Below are 20,868 nucleotides of genomic sequence, written 5' to 3'. Positions count from 1 at the left end.
CGTTCAGGCGGCCTGCTGCGTCCGGCGCGCCGCCATGCGCTGCCCGGCGGCGCTCATTTCCTCGGCGCTGATGGCGGAGGCGGCGGTGGGGAACAGCCAGCTTTCCTCGGCTGCGGCGTGTTCGCGGTACTGGCGGGCGAACTCCTCCAACTCGTTGCGGCTGATGCGGTGGATCTTGCCGTCGCGCAGCGCCAGCAGATCGTCGCGGATCGCGTTCCAGCAGGAATGCAGATAACCGTGTTCGGCGCTCAGTTGCTCCAGCCGGGAGGCGGCGGTGGGCACCCGCGCCAGAATCAGCGGGAACAGCTCGTCCTCCTCGTCGCTGTGATGGGCGGGGCCGGCCAGGTCGAAGTAGCGGACCACGCCGTCTATCGTATTGCGGGCGGCCTCGTTGACGCCGTGTTGCTCGATGTAGGCGGGCAGCTGATCCAATTGCTCGCAGAAGCGGCGAATCTTGTCGTGACAGGCTTGCAGCATTTCCAGCGGCTGTTCGAAGCTGGGCGCGGCGGCGTTGCTCAGAGAGTCCAGCGTCAGCATGGGCGTTCTCCTGTGATGGGTGACGGCCTGCATTCTGCGGCATGGAACGGGCCGCGGCCATGATTCGGCTCAAGCAAGGCGAGCCTTCCGCCGGGCGGGAGCGGTAGAATGCAGGATGAAGGCTTGTCCGCCCCGGTTGTTCTTGATACCGCGTAGGGCCTCAGAAAACAAGTGCGATATTGGACTGTTCCAGTTACCGGATTGTTGCATCGATTACGCGCGCAGGGAGAGTGAATGCAAGCCCCGTTTGAAGTGAAAAGCCTGGATTTGAGGGACGCCGCGCTGGCCGCGCGCGCCTTGGATCTGCAATTGGCCGCCCACCGCCTGGAGGCGGAGTGGCTGTCCTATCCGCACCTGCCCGTGTTGTGGGCCGATCTGGCCGCGGCGCGGGCCTGCGCCGACGCGGTCTGGGGCGCGTTCGAGGGCGAGAGCCTGCGCGGCCTGCTGGTGGCCTCGCGCCGCGAGGACGGCGGTCTGCATATCGAAAGAGTGGTGGTGGATCCGCAACAGCTGCGCGCCGGCTGGGGCTATCGCCTGCTGAACCGGGCGCTGGTGGGCGAGGGCGAGGTCAGCGTGGACACCGCCGAGGTCAATATCGCCGCGTTGTCTTTGTACCGCAAGGCCGGTTTCGTCGCCGAGCAGCGCTGGTCCACGCCGGACGGCTTGATGTTGTGGCGTTTGAATTATCAGCCGGCCCCGCCGCCTGCTTTGCAATTATTGGAAGACGGCTGGCTGGACGGCGCGTGCCGGCTGCCCTCGCCCAATCACGATGAACGCGGCGAGGGCATGGCGCCGGAACTGCTGGTGATCCACAACATCAGCCTGCCGCCGTATCGCTACGGCGGCTTGGGCGTGGAACAGCTGTTCCAGAACCGGCTGAATCCTGACGAGCATCCGTTCTACGCCGAAATCCAGCATCTGCGGGTGTCGTCCCATTTCTTCATTCGTCGGTCCGGCGAGCTGCAGCAGTTCGTGCCGGTGACGCGGCGCGCCTGGCATGCCGGCGTGTCCAGCTGGCGGGGGCGTGAGCGCTGCAACGATTTTTCCATCGGCGTGGAGTTGGAAGGCTGCGATTTCGAGCCGTTCAGCGAGGCGCAATACCGGACGCTGCAAGCGCTGGCGCGGGCGTTGCGGAGCAAGCTGCCGCTTAGCGCCGTTATCGGCCACGAGCACATCGCGCCGGGGCGCAAGACCGATCCCGGCCCGTTCTTCGATTGGGCGCGGGCGGAGGCGGACAGCGGCCTGCAACGCTAGAGTCAGGCGCGAAAAAGCCGGACAGGCAGGGCCGGTCCGGCTTGGGAGCGGGGCGGGAAGGCTTACAGCTCGACTTGCGCGCCCAGCTCCACCACCCGGTTGGTCGGCACCTGGAAGAAGTCGGTGGCGCGCATCGCGTTCTTGCTCATCCACACGAACAGCTTCTCGCGCAGGCGCGACATGCCCGGACGCTCGGTGGACACGATGGTTTCCCGCGACAGGAAGAAGGACGTGTCCATCAGCTCGAAAGCCAGGCCCTGGGCGGTGCAGTCTTCCAGCACCTGCAGCACGTTCGGGTCTTCCTTGAAGCCGTAGCGGGCCACCACGCGCCAGAACGAAGCCGACATCTGCACGATCTCCAGTCTGTCCTCTTCCGCCACATAGGGCACGTCTTCGGTGCGCACCGTCATCAACACCACCCGCTCGTGCAGCACCTTGTTGTGCTTGAGATTGTGCAGCAGCGCGTGCGGCACGCCGTGCAAGGTGCTGGTCAGGAACACCGCGGTGCCTTGCACCCGCGTCGGCGGATAGGCTTCCAGGTTCTCGATGAAGCTGTCCAGCGGCAGCGCCTGGTCGCGCAGGCGGGTGAACAGCAGCTCGCGGCCCTGCTTCCAGGTGCTCATCAGGGTGAAGATCACCATGCCCAGCACCAGCGGCAGCCAGCCGCCGTCGGCCACTTTATGGATGTTGGCGCTGAAGAAGCCCAGGTCTATGGTGGCGAACATCAGGGTGACGCCCAGCGCCAGCGGCAGCGGCCAGCGCCAGTTGACCCGGGCCACCACGAAGAACAGGCAGGTGGTGATCAGCATGGTGCCGGTGACGGCGATGCCGTAGGCGGCGGCCAGGCTGGACGAAGTCTTGAAGGTCAGCACCACCACCATCACCGCGATCAGCAACGCCCAGTTGATGAAGGGCATATAGATCTGGCCGATCTCTTTTTCCGAGGTGTGCTGCACTTCCAGCCGCGGGCAGTAACCCAGCTGGATGGCCTGGCGGGTCAGCGAGTAGGCGCCGGAAATCACCGCCTGCGACGCGATCACCGTGGCCAGCGTCGCCATCACGATCAGCGGCAGCAGCGCCCAGTCCGGCGCCAGCAGGAAGAAGGGATTCTTGATCGCCGCCGGGTTTTGCATCAGCAGCGCGCCCTGGCCGAAATAATTCAGCGCCAGGCCGGGCAGCACCAGGCTGAACCAGGCGCGGCGGATCGGCGAGCTGCCGAAATGGCCCATGTCGGCGTACAGCGCCTCGGCGCCGGTCAGCGCCAGCACCACCGAGCCCAGGGTCAGGAAGGAGCCCCAGCCGTTGTGGCCGATGAAGTGCAGCGCGTGGTAGGGATTGAGCGCCTGCAGCACTTGCGGCGCTTGCACGATCTGGTGCAAGCCGAGCAGACCCAGCACGGAGAACCAGACCAGCATGATGGGGCCGAACAGCAGGCCGACGCTGGCGGTGCCGAAGCGTTGCAGCAGGAACAGGCCGGTCAGCACGCCGATGGCCATCGGCAGCACATAGCTTTCCATCGCCGGCGAAATCAGCTCCATGCCCTCGGCGGCGGACAAGACCGACACCGCCGGGGTGATGATGGCGTCGCCGTAGAACAGCGCCGCGCCGAACAAGCCCAGCAGCACGATCTTCCAGCGCGCGGCGTGAGTGGTGTAATGACGGGCCAGCGCCATCAGCGCCATGATGCCGCCTTCGCCGCGGTTGTCGGCGCGCAGCACGAAGGCCACGTACTTGATGGAAACCACGAAAATCAGCGACCAGAAGATCAGCGACAAGATGCCGAAGATGTTTTCCGGGGTGGTGGGGATGCCCTGGCCGGTGAAGCATTCGCGCAGGGTATACAGCGGGCTGGTGCCGATGTCGCCGTATACCACGCCCAAAGCGGCCAGGGTCAGGCCAGCCATGGCCTGTTTGTTGTGATCCTGCATAAGCATCCAATGGAATTGTTCGTCACCGTATATTGCTGCACAGCAATATCGGTGGTTCTTGAGCGCGCAGATTACTCCAGAGGTCTGGGTAAGCCAAGCAAAGGCCGCGCAAGAGCCGAGATGTGTTCTCGTAAAACGACAGAGTCCGGGCTGTCTGCTTGCGCGGCGGCCGCATCTGGGGTAGCCGGCGGGGGGCGGGACACGCATCTTTATAGCGCAAATCGGCGATGCCGGCGCAAGGCTTGGCCGCGAGGCGCGGCAAACGCTACAATCAAGCCCTCAATTACACCGTATTGCCAAGGACGCATCATGCGCGCATCGCAGTTTTTCATTTCCACCCTGAAGGAAGCCCCCGCCGACGCCGACATCGCCAGCCAGAAACTGATGATGCGCGCCGGCTTCATCCGCAAAGTGGCCGCCGGCATTTACTCCTGGATGCCGATGGGCCTGCGCAGCGTGCGCAAGGTGGAAAACATCGTGCGCGAAGAGATGAATCGCGCCGGCGCAATCGAAGTCAGCCTGCCGGTGGTGCAACCGGCCGGCCTGTGGCAGGAAACCGGCCGCTGGGACAAGATGGGCGAGGAGTTGCTGCGCTTCAAGGACCGCCATGAGCGCGATTTCGCCTTGCAGCCCACCGCCGAGGAGCTGATCACCGACATCGCCCGCAACGAGCTGCGCAGCTACCGCGCGCTGCCGAAGAACTTCTTCCAGATCCAGACCAAGTTCCGCGACGAGCGCCGTCCGCGCTTCGGCGTGATGCGCGGCCGCGAGTTCACCATGAAGGACGCCTACTCCTTCGACCGCAGCGCCGACGCCGCCGGCGTCAGCTACGACAATATGTACGCCGCCTACTGCCGCATCTTCGACCGCCTGGGCCTGAGCTACCGCGCCGTCGCCGCAGACACTGGCGCGATCGGCGGCGACCGCTCGCATGAATTCCAGGTGATCGCCGACACCGGCGAGGACGCCATCGTCTACTGCCCGGGTTCCGACTACGCCGCCAACATCGAACTGGCCGAAGCCGTGGCCCCGGCCGGCGAACGCGCGGCCGCCGGCGCGGCCATGGCCAAGGCGCACACGCCCAAGGTCAAGACCATCGCTGATCTGGTGGGCTTCCTGAACGTGGACGTCAAGCAGACCGTCAAGGCGGTGGTGGTGGACGGCGACGAAGATCAGCCGGTGCTGTTGCTGGTGCGCGGCGACCACGAGCTGAACGAAGTCAAGGCGGAGAAGATCGCCGGCATCAAGAAGCCGCTGACTTTCGCCTCGCCGGCCGCGATCAAGGCTGCCTTCGGCGCCAATCCCGGCTCGCTGGGCCCGGTGGGCTTCAAGGGCCGCGTCATCGCCGACCGCACCGTCGCCAAGATGGCCGACATGATTACCGGCGCCAACGAGGACGATCAGCACTACACCGGCGTCAACTTCGGCCGCGATTGCGCGGAGCCGGAAGTGATGGACATCCGCAATGTGGTGGCCGGCGACGCCTCGCCGGACGGCAAGGGCGAGCTGGCGATCCAGCGCGGCATTGAAGTGGGCCATGTGTTCTATCTGGGCACCAAGTACTCGGAAGCGATGAACGCCACCTTCCTGGACGAGGACGGCAAGCCCAAGCCGTTCGAGATGGGCTGCTACGGCATCGGCGTCACCCGCATTCTGGGCGCGGCGATCGAGCAGAACTTCGACGACAAGGGCATGATCTGGCCGGACGCCATCGCGCCGTTCGCCCTGGTGATCTGCCCGGTGGGCTATGACCGTTCCGCCGAGGTGAAGGCCGCCGCCGACGCCTTGTACCAAGGCCTGCTGGCCAAGGGCGTGGACGTGATCCTGGACGACCGCGGCGAGCGCCCGGGCGCGATGTTCGCCGATTGGGAACTGATCGGCGCGCCGCATCGCGTCACCATCGGCGACCGCGGCCTGAAGGAAGGCAAGGTCGAGTACCAGCACCGTCGCGACGCGGAGGCCAGCGCGCTGGCCGCCGATGCTATGCTGGAACAAGTGCTAGCCAAACTGGGGCTGTGACCGTCTTATGATCCGATCCGGCATCGTCGTATTGTTGGCCGCGCTGGCAGCGATGCCGGCGTGGGCCGGCGCGCAGAAGGAAGAGGCGCTGGCCGCCAACGTCGCTTCCACCATGCGCCGTTCGGTGTCGGACGCCAATGCGCCGCGGCTGGTGTTCGACGACCAGCGCGAGGCCGACGCCTGGCTTGGAGAGATGTCCAGCCGGCTGGCCAAGCGGATTCCGGATAAATGGACGCGCGAGCGTCTGCTCACCGCCATCCATTACGAGGCCACCCGCGCCGGCCTGGACCCGCAGCTGGTGCTGGGCCTGATTCAAGTGGAAAGCGGCTTCAACAAGTACGCGATCTCCGGCGCCGGCGCGCGCGGGCTGATGCAGGTGATGCCGTTCTGGGTGCGCAGCATAGGCAATGCGCAGCACAATCTGTTCGATCTCACCACCAATCTGCGCTACGGCTGCACCATTCTGCGTTACTACCTGGATATCGAGCGCGGCAATCTGTTCCGCGCGCTGGGCCGCTACAACGGCAGCCTGGGCCGCGCCGAGTATCCCAATCTGGTGATGGGGGCCTGGAAAGGCCGCTGGCACTGGGTGGCGCCGCTGCCGGTGAAAACGGCGGCGGCGGGCGCCGCGCCGCCGCTGCTGCGCTGAAGCGCGGATGCAAAAAAAACCGGCTCTGGAATCCAGGCCGGTTTTTTGTCCGCTCAGCGCGGCAGGCTACAGGAGGGCGCGCGCATTTCAATCTTCCTGGGTTTGCAGCATCTTTTTCAGCAAGCGCGCCAGCGTGGCGCGTTCTTCCGCGTCCAGCATCTCGATCAACTCGGCCTCGGCCGACAGATGGTTGCCGACGGCGTCCTCGATCACCTCGAAGCCCTTGGGCGTCAGCGTCACGATCACGCCGCGGCGGTCGCCCGGGTCCGGCGAGCGGGTCACCAGGCCGGCTTCTTCCAGACGATTGATGCGGTTGGTCAGCGCGCCGGAGGAAATCAGCACCATGCCTTGCAGTTGATTGGGGGACAGCTGGAACGGCTCGCCGCCGCGGCGCAGCGCGGCCAACACGTCGAATTCGCCGACATTCAGATTGTGGCGCGCCAAATCGTGCAGTACGCGGCGGGTGACGAAGTACTCCATTCGCACAATGCGGCCGACCACTTCGGTGGAGGACGGGTCCAAGTCCGGGCGAACCTCGCGCCACAGGGCCACGATACGGTCAATCTGGTCTGGTGCTTGTTGCATCACTGACGGTTCCTGATGTGTGGGTGACAACTGGATGACTACCGGGCGCAGAGATTAGCACGGCTTGAAGTTAGTTTATCTTCACGTGAAAGAATAGTCTTCAGTCATCACCCGCACCAGCGGGAAGCGCGCTTACTGACGCATGCTGACCGCCAGCCGGTTGAAGGCGTTCATCAGGGCGATGGCGAAGCTCAGGTCCGCCACTTCTTCCGGGCTGAAGTGTTCCTGCAAGGGCAGATAGTGCTGGTCCGGCGCCTGGGTGACGGCGATGTCGGTCAGCGATTCCGCCCATTCCAGCGCCGCGCGTTCGCGGGCGCTGTACAACTCGCTGACGCGCCAGCCGGCCAGAGAATCGATGCGTTCATTGCTTTCCCCCCGGGCGCGCAGGGCCGACGCGTGCATTTTCAGGCAGAAGGCGCAGCCGTTGATCTGGGATACGCGCAGGTAAACCAGCTCGATCAAGGGCAGGCCCAGGCTGCTGTGCTGTAGGCTGGCTTTGACGCTGGCCAGCCCTTGGTAGGCGGCGGGGGACAGTTGGGTGTAGGGCAGGCGCAGAGACATGGCAATTCCTTTCAAGAGAGAGAGTCGCAGCGGCGAGCTGCAAGGGCAGTCTAGGCAAAAATCATTTATGTAAATAGACTTAAAATATCGAATTCAAATTCCAAAAATGAAATCATGCTGGATGATCTGCAGTTATTCGTGAGCATTGTCGACGCCGGCAGCCTGAATGCCGCCGCTCGGCGGCTGGGCGTGCCCACCGCCACCCTGTCGCGGCGCTTGCAGGCGCTGGAGCGGGAGTTGGGCTGTCGCCTGCTGCACCGCAGCGCGCGGCGGATGGAGCTGACGGCGGAAGGCGGGCAGTACTACGAGCAATGCCGGCCCTTGCTGCAATCGCTGAGCCAGACCGCCGCATCGCTGGCCGATTCGCTGCACCAGGTCAAGGGCGTGCTGCGGGTGCTGTCGCCGCTGAGCCTGGGCAACGACGTCCTGGTGCCGGTGTGGCGGCGGATGCTCAGAGACTATCCTGACTTGCGCTTGGAGCTGCATCTGAACAACGCCATCGACGACCTGCTCAGCGGCATGGCGGACCTGGCCTTGCGGGTAGGGGAGCAGCCGGACTCCAGCTTGAACCAAAGGCGGCTGGGCTGGGTGCGCACTTTGCTGGTGGCCGCGCCGGCCTATCTGGCGGCGCAAGGCGAGCCGCGGACGCCGGAGGCGCTGGCGCGTCACGCCTTGCTGGTGGCGGAGCCGTTCGAGCGCTGGCATTTGCGGCGCCGGGACGACGGCGCGGAATGGGAGTTGCCGCCGCCGCGGCTGCGGGTCAACGATATGCTGCTGCCGCGCCGCTTGGCCGAGGCCGGCGTCGGCATTGCCGTCTGTCCGCATAGCCTGTGCCACCGTCAGTTGGCGGAAGGCGGCTTGCGGCAGGTCTTGGCCGGCTGGGAAATGCCGGCGCAGCCGGTGTACGCGGTATGGCCGCAACGGCGTTATCCGCCGGCGCGGGTGCGGGTCTTGCTGGACGTTCTGGCGGAGTTCGCCGAGACGGAGCCTTTGCTGGCGCGGGCTTAGTCAGCCCGGCGTGGGCTCGCCGCGCCGCTTCTTGCCCGGATGCGGCGGCTTGGGCAGCACGATCTGCCGGGTGCCGGCCAGTCTGTCGTGCAGGAAGAGTTTGTCGCGGTCGTAGAACTTGGCCAGGAAGGGCACCAAGCACCAGCTCAGCGCCAGCCACAGCGCCTGCGGCTGGTGGCCGTAGGCATTGGCCCAGCCGAGGTAGGACACCGCCGGCATGCCGACGAACAAGGTCAGGCCGATCAGGTAGCGCGCCGCCGCCTGCTTCCAGACAATGCCGCCGCCGCGGGCGTTGACCAGCTTGATGCGCCAGGTCTTCATCGCCACGGTCTGGCCGCTGCGCACCCAGCAATAGCCGAAGTAGCCGAACAGCGCGACGGCGAGCACGCCTTTCAGCAGGGCCTTGAACAGCGGCCCCTGGCCGATCAGCGTTTGCAACGGCGTCAGCGCCGCGGTGACGGTGAGCAAGAGCGCGGCGACCAGCAGCAATTCGTAGAACAGGCTGGCCAGGCTGCGTTTCAGTGTCGGAGGAGTCAGGGCGGGGGTGTCAGCGGGAGGCATCTTGGGTCTTGTGTTGTTGTTGCAGGCGCTGGATGGCCTGCCGGCGTTGTTCGGGCGGCATCTGCTGCAAGGCTTTCCAGTTGGCGCGGATTTCGTCGCGCTGCTGCTGGCTCAGCTCGGACCAGGCTTTCAGCTTCTGTTGCACGCGCTGGCGCTGGGCCTCCGGCAGCTGTTGGAAGGACGGCACGATGGCCAGCAGATTCTGCTTTTTATACGGCGCGTAGCGGTCCCATTCCGTGGCCAGCGGCGCCAGCACCTGTTGCTGTTCCGCGCTCAACTGCGCCCAGCTGGGGTTGGCCGGCGGGCTGGCCTTGGCCGCCGGCGTCAGCAGCCCGCTCAGGCACAGGGCAAGCAGCAGGCGGCGGCCGCTATTCATGCAGGCCTCGGCTGAAATGCGGTTCCAGCAAGGCTTCGAAGGGCAGATCCTGCGCCAGCAGCGCGGCGTCCACCGCTTCTTCCTCCAGCAGCAGGTCTTCGGCCAGCATCATGCCGGCGCCGGTCAACAGCGCGAAGCCCAAGGCCAGGCCGCCGCGGCGGAGCGACAACACATGGCGTTGAGCCCACAGGCCCAGCCGCTCGCGCGGGGGCGCGGCGCCGGGGGAATGGGCGTCGAAGCGGCTCAGCGCGCGTTCGCGCGCCTGGCGCAGCTTGCGTTCCAGCGCGGGGTCGAGATCGTCGCTGGCGTGATCCAGCACGCGGGACACATGGCCGGGCAGGGGATTGGAAGGTTTCATAGCGTCACTCCCTTTTGCGCGAGGATGGCGGCCAGCGTGTGATTGGCGCGCGAGCAATGCGTTTTCACGCTGCCTTCCGAGCAGCCCATCACGCGCGCGGTGGCGGCGACATCCAGACCCTCCCAATAACGCAGCAAAAAGGCCTCGCGTTGACGGGCGGGCAGCAACTGCAGCGAGGCCTCGATCAACACGGCGGTTTCCTTGCGCGCGCACCACAGCTCGGGGTTGCTGTGCGCCTCGTCCGCGGCCACGTCCAGCACTTCCAGCGGGTCCGGGCCGTCCTCCTCCTCGCGGGCGGGGATCAGCGAAGACAGCAGCGTGCTGACGAAACGGCGCGCCTTGCTGCGGCGGTAGAAATCGCGGATGGTGTTTTGCAGGATGCGCTGGAAGATCAGCGGCAGTTCCGCCGCCGGGGCGTGCGGATAGCGATCCGCCAGTTTCATCATCGAGTCCTGCACGATATCCAATGCGCTGTCTTCGTTCTGGACCGCATACCACGCCTGCTTGAAAGCGCGTTTCTCCGCCGACTCCAGGAAGTCGGCCATTTCCTCGCGGCTAGCCATCGGATGAGAGTTTGAGTTGATGCCAACAGAAGATGGTAGCAGAGCGCCGCCGATTCGGCCAAGCCTGATTTTTTTCCTGAATTTACCGAGGCTTAGACGCATATTGCACCTGCACAAAAGCACTTGACCGGTTTCAAAGCAATACGCTAAGGTCGTCCGATACGGGATGAAACTAACGCAAAGACAAGAGGCGATATGCAGATATCGGGCGCGGAAGCGGTTGTCCGCTGCCTGCAGGAAGAAGGTGTCGAATTTGTTTTCGGCTACCCCGGCGGCGCGGTGCTGGAAATCTACGATGCCATTTTCCGGCAGGACAAATTCAAACATGTGCTGGTCAGGCATGAGCAGGCGGCGGTGCATGCCGCCGATGCCTACTCCCGTTCCAGCGACAAGGTGGGCGTGGCCCTGGTCACCTCCGGCCCCGGCGCGACCAATGCCGTGACCGGCATTGCCACCGCCTATATGGACTCCATCCCCATGGTGGTGCTGTCCGGCCAGGTGCCGTCTCCGGCCATCGGCCTGGACGCCTTCCAGGAAGTGGACATGGTGGGCATCACCCGCCCGTGCGTGAAGCACAACTTCCTGGTCAAGGACGTCAATGAAATAGCCGCCACCATCAAAAAGGCGTTCTACATCGCCAAGACCGGTCGTCCCGGTCCGGTGGTGGTTGACATCCCCAAGGACATCACCCAGCAGCGCACGGAATTCCAATACCCGGAAAGCGTGCATATCCGCTCCTACGTGCCGGCTACCCGCGGCCACCCGGGGCAGATCAAGAAAGCGGTGAACCTGCTGTTGGAAGCCAAGCGCCCCTTTATTTACGTGGGCGGCGGCGCGGTGCAGGGCAATGCCGCCGGCGAAGTGACCGAGCTGGTCAAATCGCTGGGCTTGCCGTGTACCAACACCCTGATGGGCCTGGGCGCCTATCCGGGTTCCGATCCGCAGTTCCTCGGCATGCTGGGCATGCACGGCACTTATGAAGCCAATATGGCGATGCAGTACTGCGATGTGCTGGTGGCCATAGGCGCGCGTTTCGACGACCGCGTGATCAGCGTGCCCTCGCACTTCCTCAGCCAGCCGAAGAAGATCATCCACATCGACGTGGATCCGTCCTCCATCTCCAAGCGGGTGAAGGCGGACATCCCCATCGTCGGCGACGTCAAGCATGTGCTGAAAGACATGCTGGACCTGCTGAAGCAATCCGGCCAGAAGCCGGACGCTCAAGCCCTGGCCGGCTGGTGGAAGCAGATTGAGGAATGGCGCGGCCACAACTGTTTGCTGTACACCCCGTCCACCGAGCTGATCAAGCCTCAGTACGTGGTGGAGAAGCTGTACGAAATCACCGGCGGCAAGGCCATCGTCACATCCGACGTGGGCCAGCACCAGATGTGGGCGGCGCAGTACTACAAGTTCGACAATCCCAAGCAGTGGCTGAACTCCGGCGGACTCGGCACCATGGGCTTCGGCCTGCCGGCGGCAATGGGCGCGCAACTGGCCAATCCGGACGCCACCGTCGCCTGCATCACCGGCGAGGGCTCGATCCAGATGAACATCCAGGAACTGTCCACCTGCAAGCAGTACCACACCCCGGTGAAGGTGCTGGCCTTGAACAACCGCTACCTGGGCATGGTGCGTCAGTGGCAGCAGTTCTTCTACGGCACGCGCTATTCCGAATCCTATATGGACGCCTTGCCGGACTTCGTCAAAATCGCCGAGGCTTACGGCCATATCGGCTTCAAGGTGGAAGACCCCGCCGACGTGGAGCCGGTATTGAAGGAGGCGTTCAGCCAGAAGCTGAAGGAGCGGCTGGTGTTCCTGGATTTCCGTACCGACCAGTCCGAGAACGTGTTCCCGATGGTGCAAAACGGCAAGGGCCTGGACCAGATGGACCTGCCCGAGCACATGAGCGAGGTGCAGAACGTGCCCTTCGAGAACAACCGTGACTACGGCAATATGTGTTGAGGCCAGCCGGTATGCGACATATCCTATCCATTCTTCTGGAAAACGAAGCGGGCGCATTGTCCCGCGTGGTGGGCCTGTTTTCGGCCCGTGCCTACAACATCGATTCGCTGACAGTGTCCACGACCGAGGACCCGACGCTGTCGCGCATGACTATCGTCACTCACGGTTCCGACGAAGTCATCGAGCAGATCACCAAGCAGCTCAACAAGCTGATCGAGGTGGTCAAGGTGATAGACCTCAATGAATCCGAGCACATCGAGCGCGAGCTGATGCTGATCAAGGTCCGCGCCACTGGCAAGGACCGCGAGGAGATGAAGCGCATGGCCGACATCTTCCGCGGACGCATCATCGACGTGACGGAAAAGACTTACACCATCGAGCTGACCGGTACGAGCGAAAAGCTCGGCGCCTTCATCGAGGCGGTGGACCGCACAGTGATCCTGGAAACGGTCCGTACCGGCGCATCCGGCATTGGTCGGGGTGAGCGGGTTCTGAAAATCTGAAGCAGGCGGGCGCCGGCCAAGGGCCGGGCCGCCTAAACAAACGAAATCAAGGATTGCAAATGAAAGTTTTCTACGACAAAGACGCTGACCTCTCCATCATCAAGGGCAAGAAAGTCGCCATCATCGGCTACGGTTCCCAGGGCCACGCCCATGCGCAGAACCTGAAAGACTCCGGCGTGGACGTCGTGGTGGGCCTGCGCAAGGACGGCGCTTCCTGGAAGAAGGCGGAAGCGGCCGGCCACAAGGTCAAGGAAGTGGCCGAGGCGGTGAAGAAGGCCGACGTGGTGATGATTCTGCTGCCGGACGAATCGCAGCCGGACGTCTACGGCAAGGACATCGCGCCCAATCTGAAGAAGGGCGCGGCGCTGGCCTTCGCCCACGGCTTCAACATCCATTACAACCAGATCGTGCCGCCGGCCGACGTCGACGTGATCATGGTGGCGCCGAAAGGCCCGGGCCACACCGTGCGCTCCGAATACCTGAAGGGCGGCGGCGTGCCGACCCTGATCGCGGTCTATCAGGACAAGTCCGGCAAGGCGCGCGACGTGGCGCTGTCCTACGCGGCGGCCAACGGCGGCACCAAGGGCGGCGTGATCGAGACCAATTTCCGCGAGGAAACCGAGACCGATCTGTTCGGCGAGCAGGCCGTGCTGTGCGGCGGCGCGGTGGAGCTGGTCAAGGCCGGCTTCGAAACCCTGGTGGAAGCCGGCTACGCGCCGGAAATGGCTTACTTCGAGTGTCTGCACGAGTTGAAGCTGATCGTCGACCTGATGTACGAAGGCGGCATCGCCAATATGAACTACTCGATCTCCAACAACGCGGAGTACGGCGAGTACGTGACCGGCCCGGAAGTGGTGACCTCCGCCACCAAGGACGCGATGAAGAAGGCGCTGTACCGCATCCAGTCCGGCGAATACGCGAAGATGTTCATCCTGGAAGGCAAGACCAACTATCCGAGCATGACCGCGCGTCGTCGTCTGACCGCCGATCACCCGATCGAGAAAGTGGGCGCCGAGCTGCGCGCGATGATGCCGTGGATCGCCAAGAACAAGCTGGTGGACCAGTCCAAGAACTGAGTCCGCGGGCTGCCGCATTAAGCAAAGCCGGGAGATTTCCCGGCTTTTTTGCGTTTGGACGGCGCGGACGCAAGGCCGGCCCATGAAAAACGGCGCCCTGGGCGCCGTTGCGTTTGGAGCGAGAGCCTTCAGTCGGCCATCGCCTCGCCCATGCGCACCGCGCCGGCGGCTTGCCAGGCGGGGTTGAAGCTCAGCGGGCCTTGCGGGAACAGCAAGACCACGGTGGAGCCCAGCAAGAAGCGGCCCATCTCCTCGCCCTTGGCCAGACGGATGTCCTGGTCGCGGTAGTCCCAGTGCCGGATCTGGCCCGGCCGCGGCGGATTGACCACGCCGTGCCAGACGGTGGCCATGCTGCCGACGATGGTGGCGCCCACCAGCACCAGCGCGAAGGGCCGTCCGTCCTGTCCCTCGAACAGGCAGACCACGCGTTCATTGCGCGCGAACAAGCGGTCCACGCCGCGGGCGGTGGCCGGGTTCACCGAATACAGCTCGCCCGGAACATAGCTCATCCGCAGCAGGCGGCCGTCGCAAGGCATGTGGATGCGATGGTAGTCGCGCGGGCTCAGGTAGATGGTGGCGAAATGGCCGTCGTCGAAACGGCGCGCGGATTCGGCGTCGCCGGCCAGCAGCGCCTGGGCGGAGTAGCTGCGGCCCTTGGCCTGGAAAATCTGCCCCTGCTCGATACGGCCGAACTGGCTGATGGCGCCGTCCACCGGGCACGCCAGCCGTTCGCTCGAGAGCGGGCGCGCGTCGGCGCGCAGGGCGCGGGTGAAGAAGGCGTTGAAGCTGGCGTAGGCGGAGGAATCGCTGGCGGCGGCTTCATTCATGTCCACCTGATAGCGGGCGATGAAGCGGCGGATGATCCATTGCGTCAGGCTGCCGCCTTCCCAGTTGGCGATGCGGCCCGCCAACCGGGTCATGGCCAGCTTGGGCATCAGATGTTGCAACAGCACGAACAGGCGTTCGGACACTGGTTTGTCCTCGATCAATCTGACTAAACCCAAGAGTATAACCGATCTGCCGGCGTCTGATCGCTTGCGCTTTGCTTAAAGCTTAGGCAATTGCCAGGCAAAAATAGACACAATGTCCGATATTTTTGGCTTGGACATCAGGTGTAACGTTTTAATCACAGTTTTCAGCATGCAGATTTGACTTTATGTCTTGCTTGCCGGTAGGCTGGATCAAAATTTGCTGCGGGAGCACATGATGCAATTGGACATTGAACGCTTGATTGCGGACTTCGGCGGGCCGGGACAGCTGGCTGAGGATCTGAATCGCTTGTTCGCCGATGAGCCGGTGACTCGGGCGGCGATATACAAATGGAGAGAACGCGGCAGCCTGCCATTGGCCCAGCTCAACAAGCTGGCGGTGATGGCGGCCAGCCAGGGTAAACGCTTCGATTTCAACGATTATCTGATCGGCGTCGGGACAGGCGCGGAAATTGCAATGCAGGGACCAGGGAGAAACAGCCAGATGGGCAATCGTCTTTATATATTCGACACCACCTTGCGCGACGGCGAGCAATCGCCGGGCGCATCGATGACCAAGGAAGAAAAGATCCGGATTGCCCGCCAGCTGGAGCGTCTGGGCGTGGACATCATCGAAGCCGGTTTCGCCGCGGCGAGCCCGGGCGACGCCGACGCCATCCGCGCCATCGCCGAGGTGATCAAGGACTCCACCGTCTGTAGTCTGGCCCGCGCCAATGAGCGCGACGTCCGCGCCGCGGGCGAAGCGATCAAGCCGGCGGCGCGCGGCCGCATCCATACTTTCATCGCCACCAGCCCCATCCATATGGAGAAGAAGCTGCGCATGAGCCCGGACGAAGTGGTGGCGGCGGCGGTGGCGGCGGTGAAAATCGCCCGCGAGTACACCGACGACGTGGAGTTCTCCGCCGAAGACGCGCTGCGCTCGGACATCAACTTCCTGGCGCGCATTTTCGGCGAAGTGATCAAGGCCGGCGCCACCACGCTGAACGTGCCGGACACCGTCGGTTACGCGGTGCCCTTCATCACCGAGGCTTTCTTCCGCGAATTGATCGCCAAGACGCCGGGCGGCGACAAAGTGGTCTGGTCCGCCCACTGTCACAACGACCTGGGCATGGCGGTGGCCAACAGCCTGGCCGCGGTGCTGGGCGGCGCGCGCCAGGTGGAATGCACCATCAACGGCCTGGGCGAGCGTGCCGGCAACGCCAGCCTGGAGGAAGTGGTGATGGCGGTGCGCACCCGCAAGGACGTGTTCGCGCTGGAAACCGGCATCGACGCCACCCAGATCGTGCCGGCCTCCAAGCTGGTGTCCACGGTGACCGGCTATCCGGTGCAGCCCAACAAGGCCATCGTCGGCGCCAACGCCTTCGCCCACGAGTCCGGCATCCATCAGGACGGCGTGCTCAAGCACCGCGAAACCTACGAGATCATGTCCGCCGAATCGGTGGGCTGGAGCACCAACCGCCTGACCCTGGGCAAATTGTCCGGCCGCAACGCCTTCAAGACCAAGCTGATCGAGCTGGGCATCGTGCTGGACAGCGAAGAAGCGCTGAACGCCGCCTTCGCCCGTTTCAAGGAGCTGGCGGACCGCAAGCGCGAGATTTTCGACGAGGACCTGCACGCGCTGGTGTCGGACGAGTTCAGCACCGTCCGCGAAGAGGATTACAAACTGGTGTCCTTGAAGATCGCCACCGAAACCGGCGAAGCGCCGGTGGCCTCCATCGTCTTCCTGGCGCACGGCGAAGAGCGCCGCGCCCAATCCAGCGGCTCCGGTCCGGTGGACGCCGCCTTCAAGGCGATTGAAAGCGTGGCCGCCAGCGGCGCGGAACTGGAACTGTACTCGGTGAACGCCATCACCAAGGGCACCGAATCCCAAGGCGAAGTGACGGTGCGCCTGGCGCGAGACGGCCGCATCGTCAGCGGCCTGGGCGCGGACACCGACATCATCGTGTCCTCGGCCAAGGCCTATTTGTCGGCCTTGAACAAATTGATGAACCAGGAGCAAAAGCTGAACGCACAAGCGCTGGTATGAGGTTTTCCGGCCGAGGCGGCCAGCGCGGCGCGTCGTCGACAAGGTTTTCCATCCCGTCCTTGTCGGCGCGCAGTCAGCGTTAGACCGTCCGGCCCAGGGAGTTCACTTTATCGAGTGTGAAGTCCATCAGGCCCACAAGGCCGACCCTTTTTGCCCCGGCTCACAAGGCCGCGCGGCGGACAGCCGACCCATGAGGTCGGCGTCGTTGCGCGGCGGAGCCGGGGTTTTTGCGTTTTACGCGCGGACGGGCCGGCGCTAGACTGCCAGCTCTCTCCTTCCCCATTACGGAAAGCGCCCATGTCCGCAGCCTTCTTCATCACCGGCACCGATACCGAAATCGGCAAGACCCACGTCGCCGTGCAATTGATCCGCCAATGGCAGGCCGAAGGCAAGCGCGTGCTGGCGATGAAGCCGGTGGCTTCCGGCTGCGAACTGCTGGCCGACGGCAGCTGGTGGAACGACGACGTGGCGCGGCTGACCGCCGCCACCGGCCAGTCCGATCTGGAACTGATGAACCCCTATCGATTCCTGCCGCCGGTGTCGCCGCATATCGCCGCGAGCGAGGCCGGCGTGGACATCCGGCTGGACGTGATCGTCGACCATTACCAGCAATTGGCCGCCTGCGCCGACGTGGTGGTGGTGGAAGCGGCGGGCGGCTGGATGGCCCCGCTGTCCGACCGGCTGTTCATGGCCGATATGGCCAAGGCCTTGCAACTGCCGGTGATTCTGGTGGTGGGCATGCGGCTGGGCTGCATCAACCACGCCTTGCTGACCGCGCGCGCGGTGCTGGACGCCGGCCTGCCGCTGGCCGGCTGGGTGGCCAATCGAGTGGTGCCGCAGCAACAGGCCTACGAGCAGAACCTGGAAACCCTGCAAAGACACATGCCGGCGCCGCTATTGCTGGAAGTGCCGCACCTGGCCGGCGAATCCAACTGAGCCGCCGGGCGCGGAACGGCGCGCGCCGCGATTCCCATCCGTAATATTTTATTGCGTTGCCGCAAGACATTTTCTTGTTTTCCTTGACCTTTTTTTCTAGCATGCCATTAACCGGTCATGGGAATAGACCGGACCAGTCAGCACCATTTCATGTCAGTTGAGGATTTCTAGGGGGGCTCCATGTCCTGTATGCGCGTCCTTTGCTGTTGGCTGCCGATATCCTGCGCGTCAGCGGCCGAGTTGAATCTGCAAGCCCCCGTCACTCCCATTGCCCGCCAGCAATACGACCTGCACACCATGCTGCTGGTGATCACCTGCGTCATCTTCGCGCTGGTGTTCCTGGTGATGATGTACGCCATCGTCCGCCACCGCAAAGCCGCCGGCCATCAGGCCAAGCACTTCCATGAAAACACCACGGTGGAAATCATCTGGACGGTGATTCCGCTGCTGATCCTGATCGGCATGGCCTGGCCGGCCACCAAGGCGGTGTTGTCGCAGAAGAGCACGCGTGGCGAGGACATGACGGTCAAGGTCACCGGCTATCAATGGAAGTGGCGTTACGACTACCTGGACGATAATTTCGGCTTCATGAGCCATTTGTCCACGCCGCGCGAGGCCATCGCCAACGCCGCGGCCAAACCGGTCAATTACCTGCTGGAGGTGGACGAGCCGCTGGTGGTGCCCACCGGCAAGAAAGTACGGCTGCTGCTGACCGCCAACGACGTGATCCACTCCTGGTGGGTGCCGCAGCTGGGCGTCAAGCAGGACGCGGTTCCCGGCTTTTTGCGCGACAGCTGGTTTCGCATAGACAAGCCCGGCACCTATCGCGGCCAGTGCTCCGAGTTGTGCGGCAAGGACCACGGCTACATGCCCATCGTGGTGGAGGCCAAGACGCCGGACGACTACGCCAAGTGGCTGGAAGCCAAGAAAAAGCAAATGGCCGCGGCGGCGGACGATCCCAACAAGGTGTGGACGCTGGCCGATCTGAAAGCCCGCGGCGAAAAGGTCTACGCCCAGAACTGCGTCGCCTGTCATCAGGCCAACGGCAAGGGCCTGCCCGGCGCCTTCCCGGCGCTGGACGGTTCCAAGATAGCCACCGCCGACAAGCCGGCGCACATCCACATCGTCTTGTTCGGCAGTCAGAAAAACCCGGCGATGCAAGCCTGGGGCAAGCAGCTGTCCGATACCGATATCGCCGCGGTGATCACCTATGAGCGCAACGCCTGGGGCAACCACACCGGCGAATTGGTGCAGCCCAAAGAGATCAAGGCGGCCCGCGGCGCCACCGGCTGAGGCCGGGAGCGGCGGCGAACCCATGCAAGGAGAGCGATATGGCAATTGTCGATGACGCCGGCCATGCCGGGCACGCGCCGGGGCATCACGAGCGCCCGCGCGGCATCATGCGCTGGCTGGCGGCCACCAACCACAAGGACATCGGTTCGATGTATCTGTGGTTCTCCTTCATCATGTTCCTGTCCGGCGGGGTGATGGCGCTGTGCATCCGTGCCGAACTGTTCCAGCCCGGCCTGCAGTTCTTTCAGCCGGAGCTGTTCAACCAGTTCACCACCCTGCACGGCCTGATCATGGTGTTCGGCGCCATCATGCCGGCCTTCACCGGCCTGGCCAACTGGATGCTGCCGCTGATGATAGGCGCGCCGGACATGGCTTTCGCCCGGATGAACAACTGGAGCTTCTGGCTGCTGCCGCCGGCGGCGCTGCTGCTCCTGCTGTCCTTCATCGTGCCCGGCGGCGCGGCGGCGGCCGGCTGGACGCTGTACGCGCCCTTGTCCACCCAGATGGGCATGGGCATGGACATGACCATCTTCGCCATCCACATCATGGGCGTCAGCTCCATCATGGGGTCGATCAACATCATCGTCACCATCCTCAATCTGCGCGCGCCGGGCATGACCATGATGAAGATGCCGATGTTCGCCTGGGCCTCGCTGATCACCGCCTACCTGATCATCGCGGTGATGCCGGTCCTGGCCGGCGTGGTCACCATGGTGTTGACCGACCGTCACTTCGGCACCCATTTCTTCAACGCCGCCGGCGGCGGCGACCCCATCCTGTATCAGCACGTGTTCTGGTTCTTCGGCCATCCCGAGGTCTACATCATGGCGCTGCCGGCCTTCGGCATCGTCAGCCAGGTGATTCCCACCTTCGCCCGCAAGCCCTTGTTCGGCTACGCCTCCATGGTTTACGCCACCTCCAGCATCGGCATCCTGTCCTTCATGGTGTGGGCGCACCATATGTTCGCCACCGGCATGCCGGCCACCGCCCAGCTGTTCTTCATGTACGCGACCATGCTGATCGCGGTGCCCACCGGGGTCAAAGTGTTCAACTGGGTGGCCACCATGTGGGAGGGCAGCATGACGTTTGAAACGCCCATGCTGTTCGCCATCGGCTTCATCCTGCTGTTCACCATAGGCGGCCTGTCCGGCGTCACCCTCAGCGTGGCGGCGGTGGACATCCAGCTGCACGCCAGCTACTACGTGGTCGCCCATTTCCATTACGTGCTGGTGGCCGGGGCGCTGTTCAGCCTGTTCTCCGCCATCTATTACTGGTTTCCCAAGATGACGGGCAAGATGTACCACGAGGGCCTGGGCAAGCTGCATTTCTGGTGGTCCTTGCTGTGGTTCAACGTCACCTTCTTCCCCATGCACTTCCTCGGCCTCGCCGGCATGCCGCGGCGGATTCCCGACTACGCGCTGCAATTCACCGAATTCAACCAGCTGGCCAGCATCGGCGCCTTCATGTTCGGCCTGGGGCAGTTGATCTTCCTCTACAACATCCTGCGCTCGCTGCGCCACGGCAAGCCCGCGCCGCAGCATCCGTGGGAGGGCGCCAATACGCTGGAGTGGGCGATTCCCACCCCGGCGCCCTACCACAGCTTCGCCGAAGCGCCGCAGCTGGAGGTGATTGAAAACGGCGTGGTGGTGTCCAGCACCGGCGGCGAGCACCACTGAGGACGATG

General features: G+C 64.1%; 20 protein-coding genes and 1 pseudogene. 12 read left to right on the top strand and 9 right to left on the bottom strand.

Annotated elements, in window-relative coordinates; all coding sequences use genetic code 11:
- Window positions 1-3 precede the first annotated feature (3 nt).
- Window positions 4-537: a hemerythrin domain-containing protein gene (locus DB032_RS20060; RefSeq protein ID WP_107801012.1), complete on the bottom strand. Its 534-nt coding sequence runs from the start codon at window positions 535-537 to the stop codon at window positions 4-6.
- Window positions 538-771: 234 nt separating this feature from the next.
- Here DB032_RS20060 and DB032_RS24690 point away from each other — a divergent pair.
- A pseudogene (locus tag DB032_RS24690) lies at window positions 772-1,197 on the top strand (GNAT family N-acetyltransferase); the annotation flags it as partial.
- Window positions 1,198-1,203: 6 nt separating this feature from the next.
- Complete coding sequence (gene ampD / locus DB032_RS24685) at window positions 1,204-1,791, top strand: 1,6-anhydro-N-acetylmuramyl-L-alanine amidase AmpD (RefSeq protein ID WP_233246805.1); 588 nt, start codon at window positions 1,204-1,206, stop codon at window positions 1,789-1,791.
- Between the two features lie 62 nt (window positions 1,792-1,853).
- On the opposite strand, the gene kup is transcribed toward ampD, so the two are convergent.
- The gene (gene kup / locus DB032_RS20050) at window positions 1,854-3,719 is read right to left on the bottom strand and encodes a low affinity potassium transporter Kup (protein ID WP_107801010.1); all 1,866 of its coding nucleotides are present in this window, start codon (window positions 3,717-3,719) and stop codon (window positions 1,854-1,856) included.
- A 309-nt stretch (window positions 3,720-4,028) separates the two neighbouring features.
- On the opposite strand from kup, the gene DB032_RS20045 reads away from it, so the two are divergent.
- Complete coding sequence (locus DB032_RS20045; RefSeq protein ID WP_107801009.1) at window positions 4,029-5,738, top strand: proline--tRNA ligase; 1,710 nt, start codon at window positions 4,029-4,031, stop codon at window positions 5,736-5,738.
- A gap of 7 nt (window positions 5,739-5,745) precedes the next feature.
- Entirely contained in the window at window positions 5,746-6,387 is a 642-nt protein-coding gene (locus DB032_RS20040) for a lytic transglycosylase domain-containing protein (RefSeq protein WP_107801008.1), read from the top strand.
- 87 nt (window positions 6,388-6,474) lie between these two features.
- On the opposite strand, the gene DB032_RS20035 is transcribed toward DB032_RS20040, so the two are convergent.
- Entirely contained in the window at window positions 6,475-6,972 is a 498-nt protein-coding gene (locus DB032_RS20035; RefSeq protein WP_107801007.1) for a MarR family winged helix-turn-helix transcriptional regulator, read from the bottom strand.
- Between the two features lie 132 nt (window positions 6,973-7,104).
- On the bottom strand, window positions 7,105-7,533 hold the full coding sequence (locus tag DB032_RS20030; RefSeq protein WP_107801006.1) for a carboxymuconolactone decarboxylase family protein: 429 nt from the start codon (window positions 7,531-7,533) through the stop codon (window positions 7,105-7,107).
- 114 nt (window positions 7,534-7,647) lie between these two features.
- Between DB032_RS20030 and DB032_RS20025 the strand changes: the two genes are divergently transcribed.
- A complete protein-coding gene (locus DB032_RS20025; RefSeq protein WP_107801005.1) occupies window positions 7,648-8,541 on the top strand; it encodes a LysR family transcriptional regulator in 894 nt (297 codons plus the stop codon).
- Here the strand turns inward: DB032_RS20025 and DB032_RS20020 are convergent, their stop codons facing one another.
- The 4 genes from DB032_RS20020 to DB032_RS20005 are packed head-to-tail and all read right to left on the bottom strand — an operon-like array spanning window position 8,542 to window position 10,399.
- Window positions 8,542-9,102 (bottom strand): RDD family protein, encoded by a 561-nt coding sequence (locus tag DB032_RS20020; protein WP_107801004.1) that lies wholly within the window; start codon window positions 9,100-9,102, stop codon window positions 8,542-8,544.
- Complete coding sequence (locus tag DB032_RS20015; RefSeq protein WP_107801003.1) at window positions 9,089-9,478, bottom strand: DUF3106 domain-containing protein; 390 nt, start codon at window positions 9,476-9,478, stop codon at window positions 9,089-9,091. The genes DB032_RS20020 and DB032_RS20015 overlap by 14 nt, the downstream gene beginning before the upstream one ends.
- A complete protein-coding gene (locus tag DB032_RS20010; RefSeq protein ID WP_107801002.1) occupies window positions 9,471-9,836 on the bottom strand; it encodes a DUF3619 family protein in 366 nt (121 codons plus the stop codon). Before DB032_RS20010 ends, DB032_RS20015 begins: the two co-directional genes overlap by 8 nt.
- Complete coding sequence (locus tag DB032_RS20005) at window positions 9,833-10,399, bottom strand: RNA polymerase sigma factor (RefSeq protein ID WP_107801001.1); 567 nt, start codon at window positions 10,397-10,399, stop codon at window positions 9,833-9,835. The genes DB032_RS20010 and DB032_RS20005 overlap by 4 nt, the downstream gene beginning before the upstream one ends.
- Window positions 10,400-10,594: 195 nt before the next feature.
- Here DB032_RS20005 and ilvB point away from each other — a divergent pair, with 195 nt between their 5' ends.
- The 3 genes from ilvB to ilvC are packed head-to-tail and all read left to right on the top strand — an operon-like array spanning window position 10,595 to window position 13,940.
- Window positions 10,595-12,361, top strand: a complete 1,767-nt coding sequence (ilvB, locus tag DB032_RS20000) for a biosynthetic-type acetolactate synthase large subunit (protein WP_107801000.1) — start codon at window positions 10,595-10,597, stop codon at window positions 12,359-12,361.
- An 11-nt stretch (window positions 12,362-12,372) separates the two neighbouring features.
- Window positions 12,373-12,864 (top strand): acetolactate synthase small subunit, encoded by a 492-nt coding sequence (ilvN, locus tag DB032_RS19995; RefSeq protein WP_019101853.1) that lies wholly within the window; start codon window positions 12,373-12,375, stop codon window positions 12,862-12,864.
- Between the two features lie 59 nt (window positions 12,865-12,923).
- The gene (ilvC, locus tag DB032_RS19990) at window positions 12,924-13,940 is read left to right on the top strand and encodes a ketol-acid reductoisomerase (protein ID WP_048407995.1); all 1,017 of its coding nucleotides are present in this window, start codon (window positions 12,924-12,926) and stop codon (window positions 13,938-13,940) included.
- 128 nt (window positions 13,941-14,068) lie between these two features.
- Here the strand turns inward: ilvC and asd are convergent, their stop codons facing one another.
- The gene (gene asd, locus DB032_RS19985; protein WP_107800999.1) at window positions 14,069-14,911 is read right to left on the bottom strand and encodes an archaetidylserine decarboxylase; all 843 of its coding nucleotides are present in this window, start codon (window positions 14,909-14,911) and stop codon (window positions 14,069-14,071) included.
- Window positions 14,912-15,146: 235 nt separating this feature from the next.
- Between asd and DB032_RS19980 the strand changes: the two genes are divergently transcribed.
- The 4 genes from DB032_RS19980 (at window position 15,147) to ctaD (ending at window position 20,860) form a co-directional block, all read left to right on the top strand.
- Window positions 15,147-16,955, top strand: coding sequence for a 2-isopropylmalate synthase (locus tag DB032_RS19980; protein WP_107802039.1), 1,809 nt, complete (start codon window positions 15,147-15,149; stop codon window positions 16,953-16,955).
- 297 nt (window positions 16,956-17,252) lie between these two features.
- Complete coding sequence (bioD, locus tag DB032_RS19975; RefSeq protein ID WP_107800998.1) at window positions 17,253-17,891, top strand: dethiobiotin synthase; 639 nt, start codon at window positions 17,253-17,255, stop codon at window positions 17,889-17,891.
- Window positions 17,892-18,071: 180 nt separating this feature from the next.
- On the top strand, window positions 18,072-19,184 hold the full coding sequence (gene coxB / locus DB032_RS19970; protein WP_107800997.1) for a cytochrome c oxidase subunit II: 1,113 nt from the start codon (window positions 18,072-18,074) through the stop codon (window positions 19,182-19,184).
- Window positions 19,185-19,222: 38 nt separating this feature from the next.
- Window positions 19,223-20,860 carry a cytochrome c oxidase subunit I gene (ctaD, locus tag DB032_RS19965; protein ID WP_107800996.1) on the top strand — a complete coding sequence of 546 codons (1,638 nt, stop codon included), beginning with the start codon at window positions 19,223-19,225 and terminating at the stop codon, window positions 20,858-20,860.
- The last annotated feature ends 8 nt before the right edge of the window (window positions 20,861-20,868 follow it).

The organism is Chromobacterium sp. Panama, assembly GCF_003052555.1.
Classification (GTDB): domain Bacteria; phylum Pseudomonadota; class Gammaproteobacteria; order Burkholderiales; family Chromobacteriaceae; genus Chromobacterium.
The sequence above is the reverse complement of the archived record's forward strand: the minus strand, read 5'-3'. Positions and strand labels throughout refer to the sequence as shown.

What these genes read in the sequence shown, in the direction of transcription:
- DB032_RS20060 (WP_107801012.1), bottom strand. Translation starts at nt 537, where the DNA reads ATGCTGACGCTGGACTCTCTGAGCAACGCCGCCGCGCCCAGCTTCGAA.
- ampD (WP_233246805.1), top strand. Translation starts at nt 1,204, where the DNA reads ATGTTGTGGCGTTTGAATTATCAGCCGGCCCCGCCGCCTGCTTTGCAA.
- kup (WP_107801010.1), bottom strand. Translation starts at nt 3,719, where the DNA reads ATGCAGGATCACAACAAACAGGCCATGGCTGGCCTGACCCTGGCCGCT.
- DB032_RS20045 (WP_107801009.1), top strand. Translation starts at nt 4,029, where the DNA reads ATGCGCGCATCGCAGTTTTTCATTTCCACCCTGAAGGAAGCCCCCGCC.
- DB032_RS20040 (WP_107801008.1), top strand. Translation starts at nt 5,746, where the DNA reads ATGATCCGATCCGGCATCGTCGTATTGTTGGCCGCGCTGGCAGCGATG.
- DB032_RS20035 (WP_107801007.1), bottom strand. Translation starts at nt 6,972, where the DNA reads ATGCAACAAGCACCAGACCAGATTGACCGTATCGTGGCCCTGTGGCGC.
- DB032_RS20030 (WP_107801006.1), bottom strand. Translation starts at nt 7,533, where the DNA reads ATGTCTCTGCGCCTGCCCTACACCCAACTGTCCCCCGCCGCCTACCAA.
- DB032_RS20025 (WP_107801005.1), top strand. Translation starts at nt 7,648, where the DNA reads ATGCTGGATGATCTGCAGTTATTCGTGAGCATTGTCGACGCCGGCAGC.
- DB032_RS20020 (WP_107801004.1), bottom strand. Translation starts at nt 9,102, where the DNA reads ATGCCTCCCGCTGACACCCCCGCCCTGACTCCTCCGACACTGAAACGC.
- DB032_RS20015 (WP_107801003.1), bottom strand. Translation starts at nt 9,478, where the DNA reads ATGAATAGCGGCCGCCGCCTGCTGCTTGCCCTGTGCCTGAGCGGGCTG.
- DB032_RS20010 (WP_107801002.1), bottom strand. Translation starts at nt 9,836, where the DNA reads ATGAAACCTTCCAATCCCCTGCCCGGCCATGTGTCCCGCGTGCTGGAT.
- DB032_RS20005 (WP_107801001.1), bottom strand. Translation starts at nt 10,399, where the DNA reads ATGGCTAGCCGCGAGGAAATGGCCGACTTCCTGGAGTCGGCGGAGAAA.
- ilvB (WP_107801000.1), top strand. Translation starts at nt 10,595, where the DNA reads ATGCAGATATCGGGCGCGGAAGCGGTTGTCCGCTGCCTGCAGGAAGAA.
- ilvN (WP_019101853.1), top strand. Translation starts at nt 12,373, where the DNA reads ATGCGACATATCCTATCCATTCTTCTGGAAAACGAAGCGGGCGCATTG.
- ilvC (WP_048407995.1), top strand. Translation starts at nt 12,924, where the DNA reads ATGAAAGTTTTCTACGACAAAGACGCTGACCTCTCCATCATCAAGGGC.
- DB032_RS19980 (WP_107802039.1), top strand. Translation starts at nt 15,147, where the DNA reads ATGCAATTGGACATTGAACGCTTGATTGCGGACTTCGGCGGGCCGGGA.
- bioD (WP_107800998.1), top strand. Translation starts at nt 17,253, where the DNA reads ATGTCCGCAGCCTTCTTCATCACCGGCACCGATACCGAAATCGGCAAG.
- coxB (WP_107800997.1), top strand. Translation starts at nt 18,072, where the DNA reads ATGTCCTGTATGCGCGTCCTTTGCTGTTGGCTGCCGATATCCTGCGCG.
- ctaD (WP_107800996.1), top strand. Translation starts at nt 19,223, where the DNA reads ATGGCAATTGTCGATGACGCCGGCCATGCCGGGCACGCGCCGGGGCAT.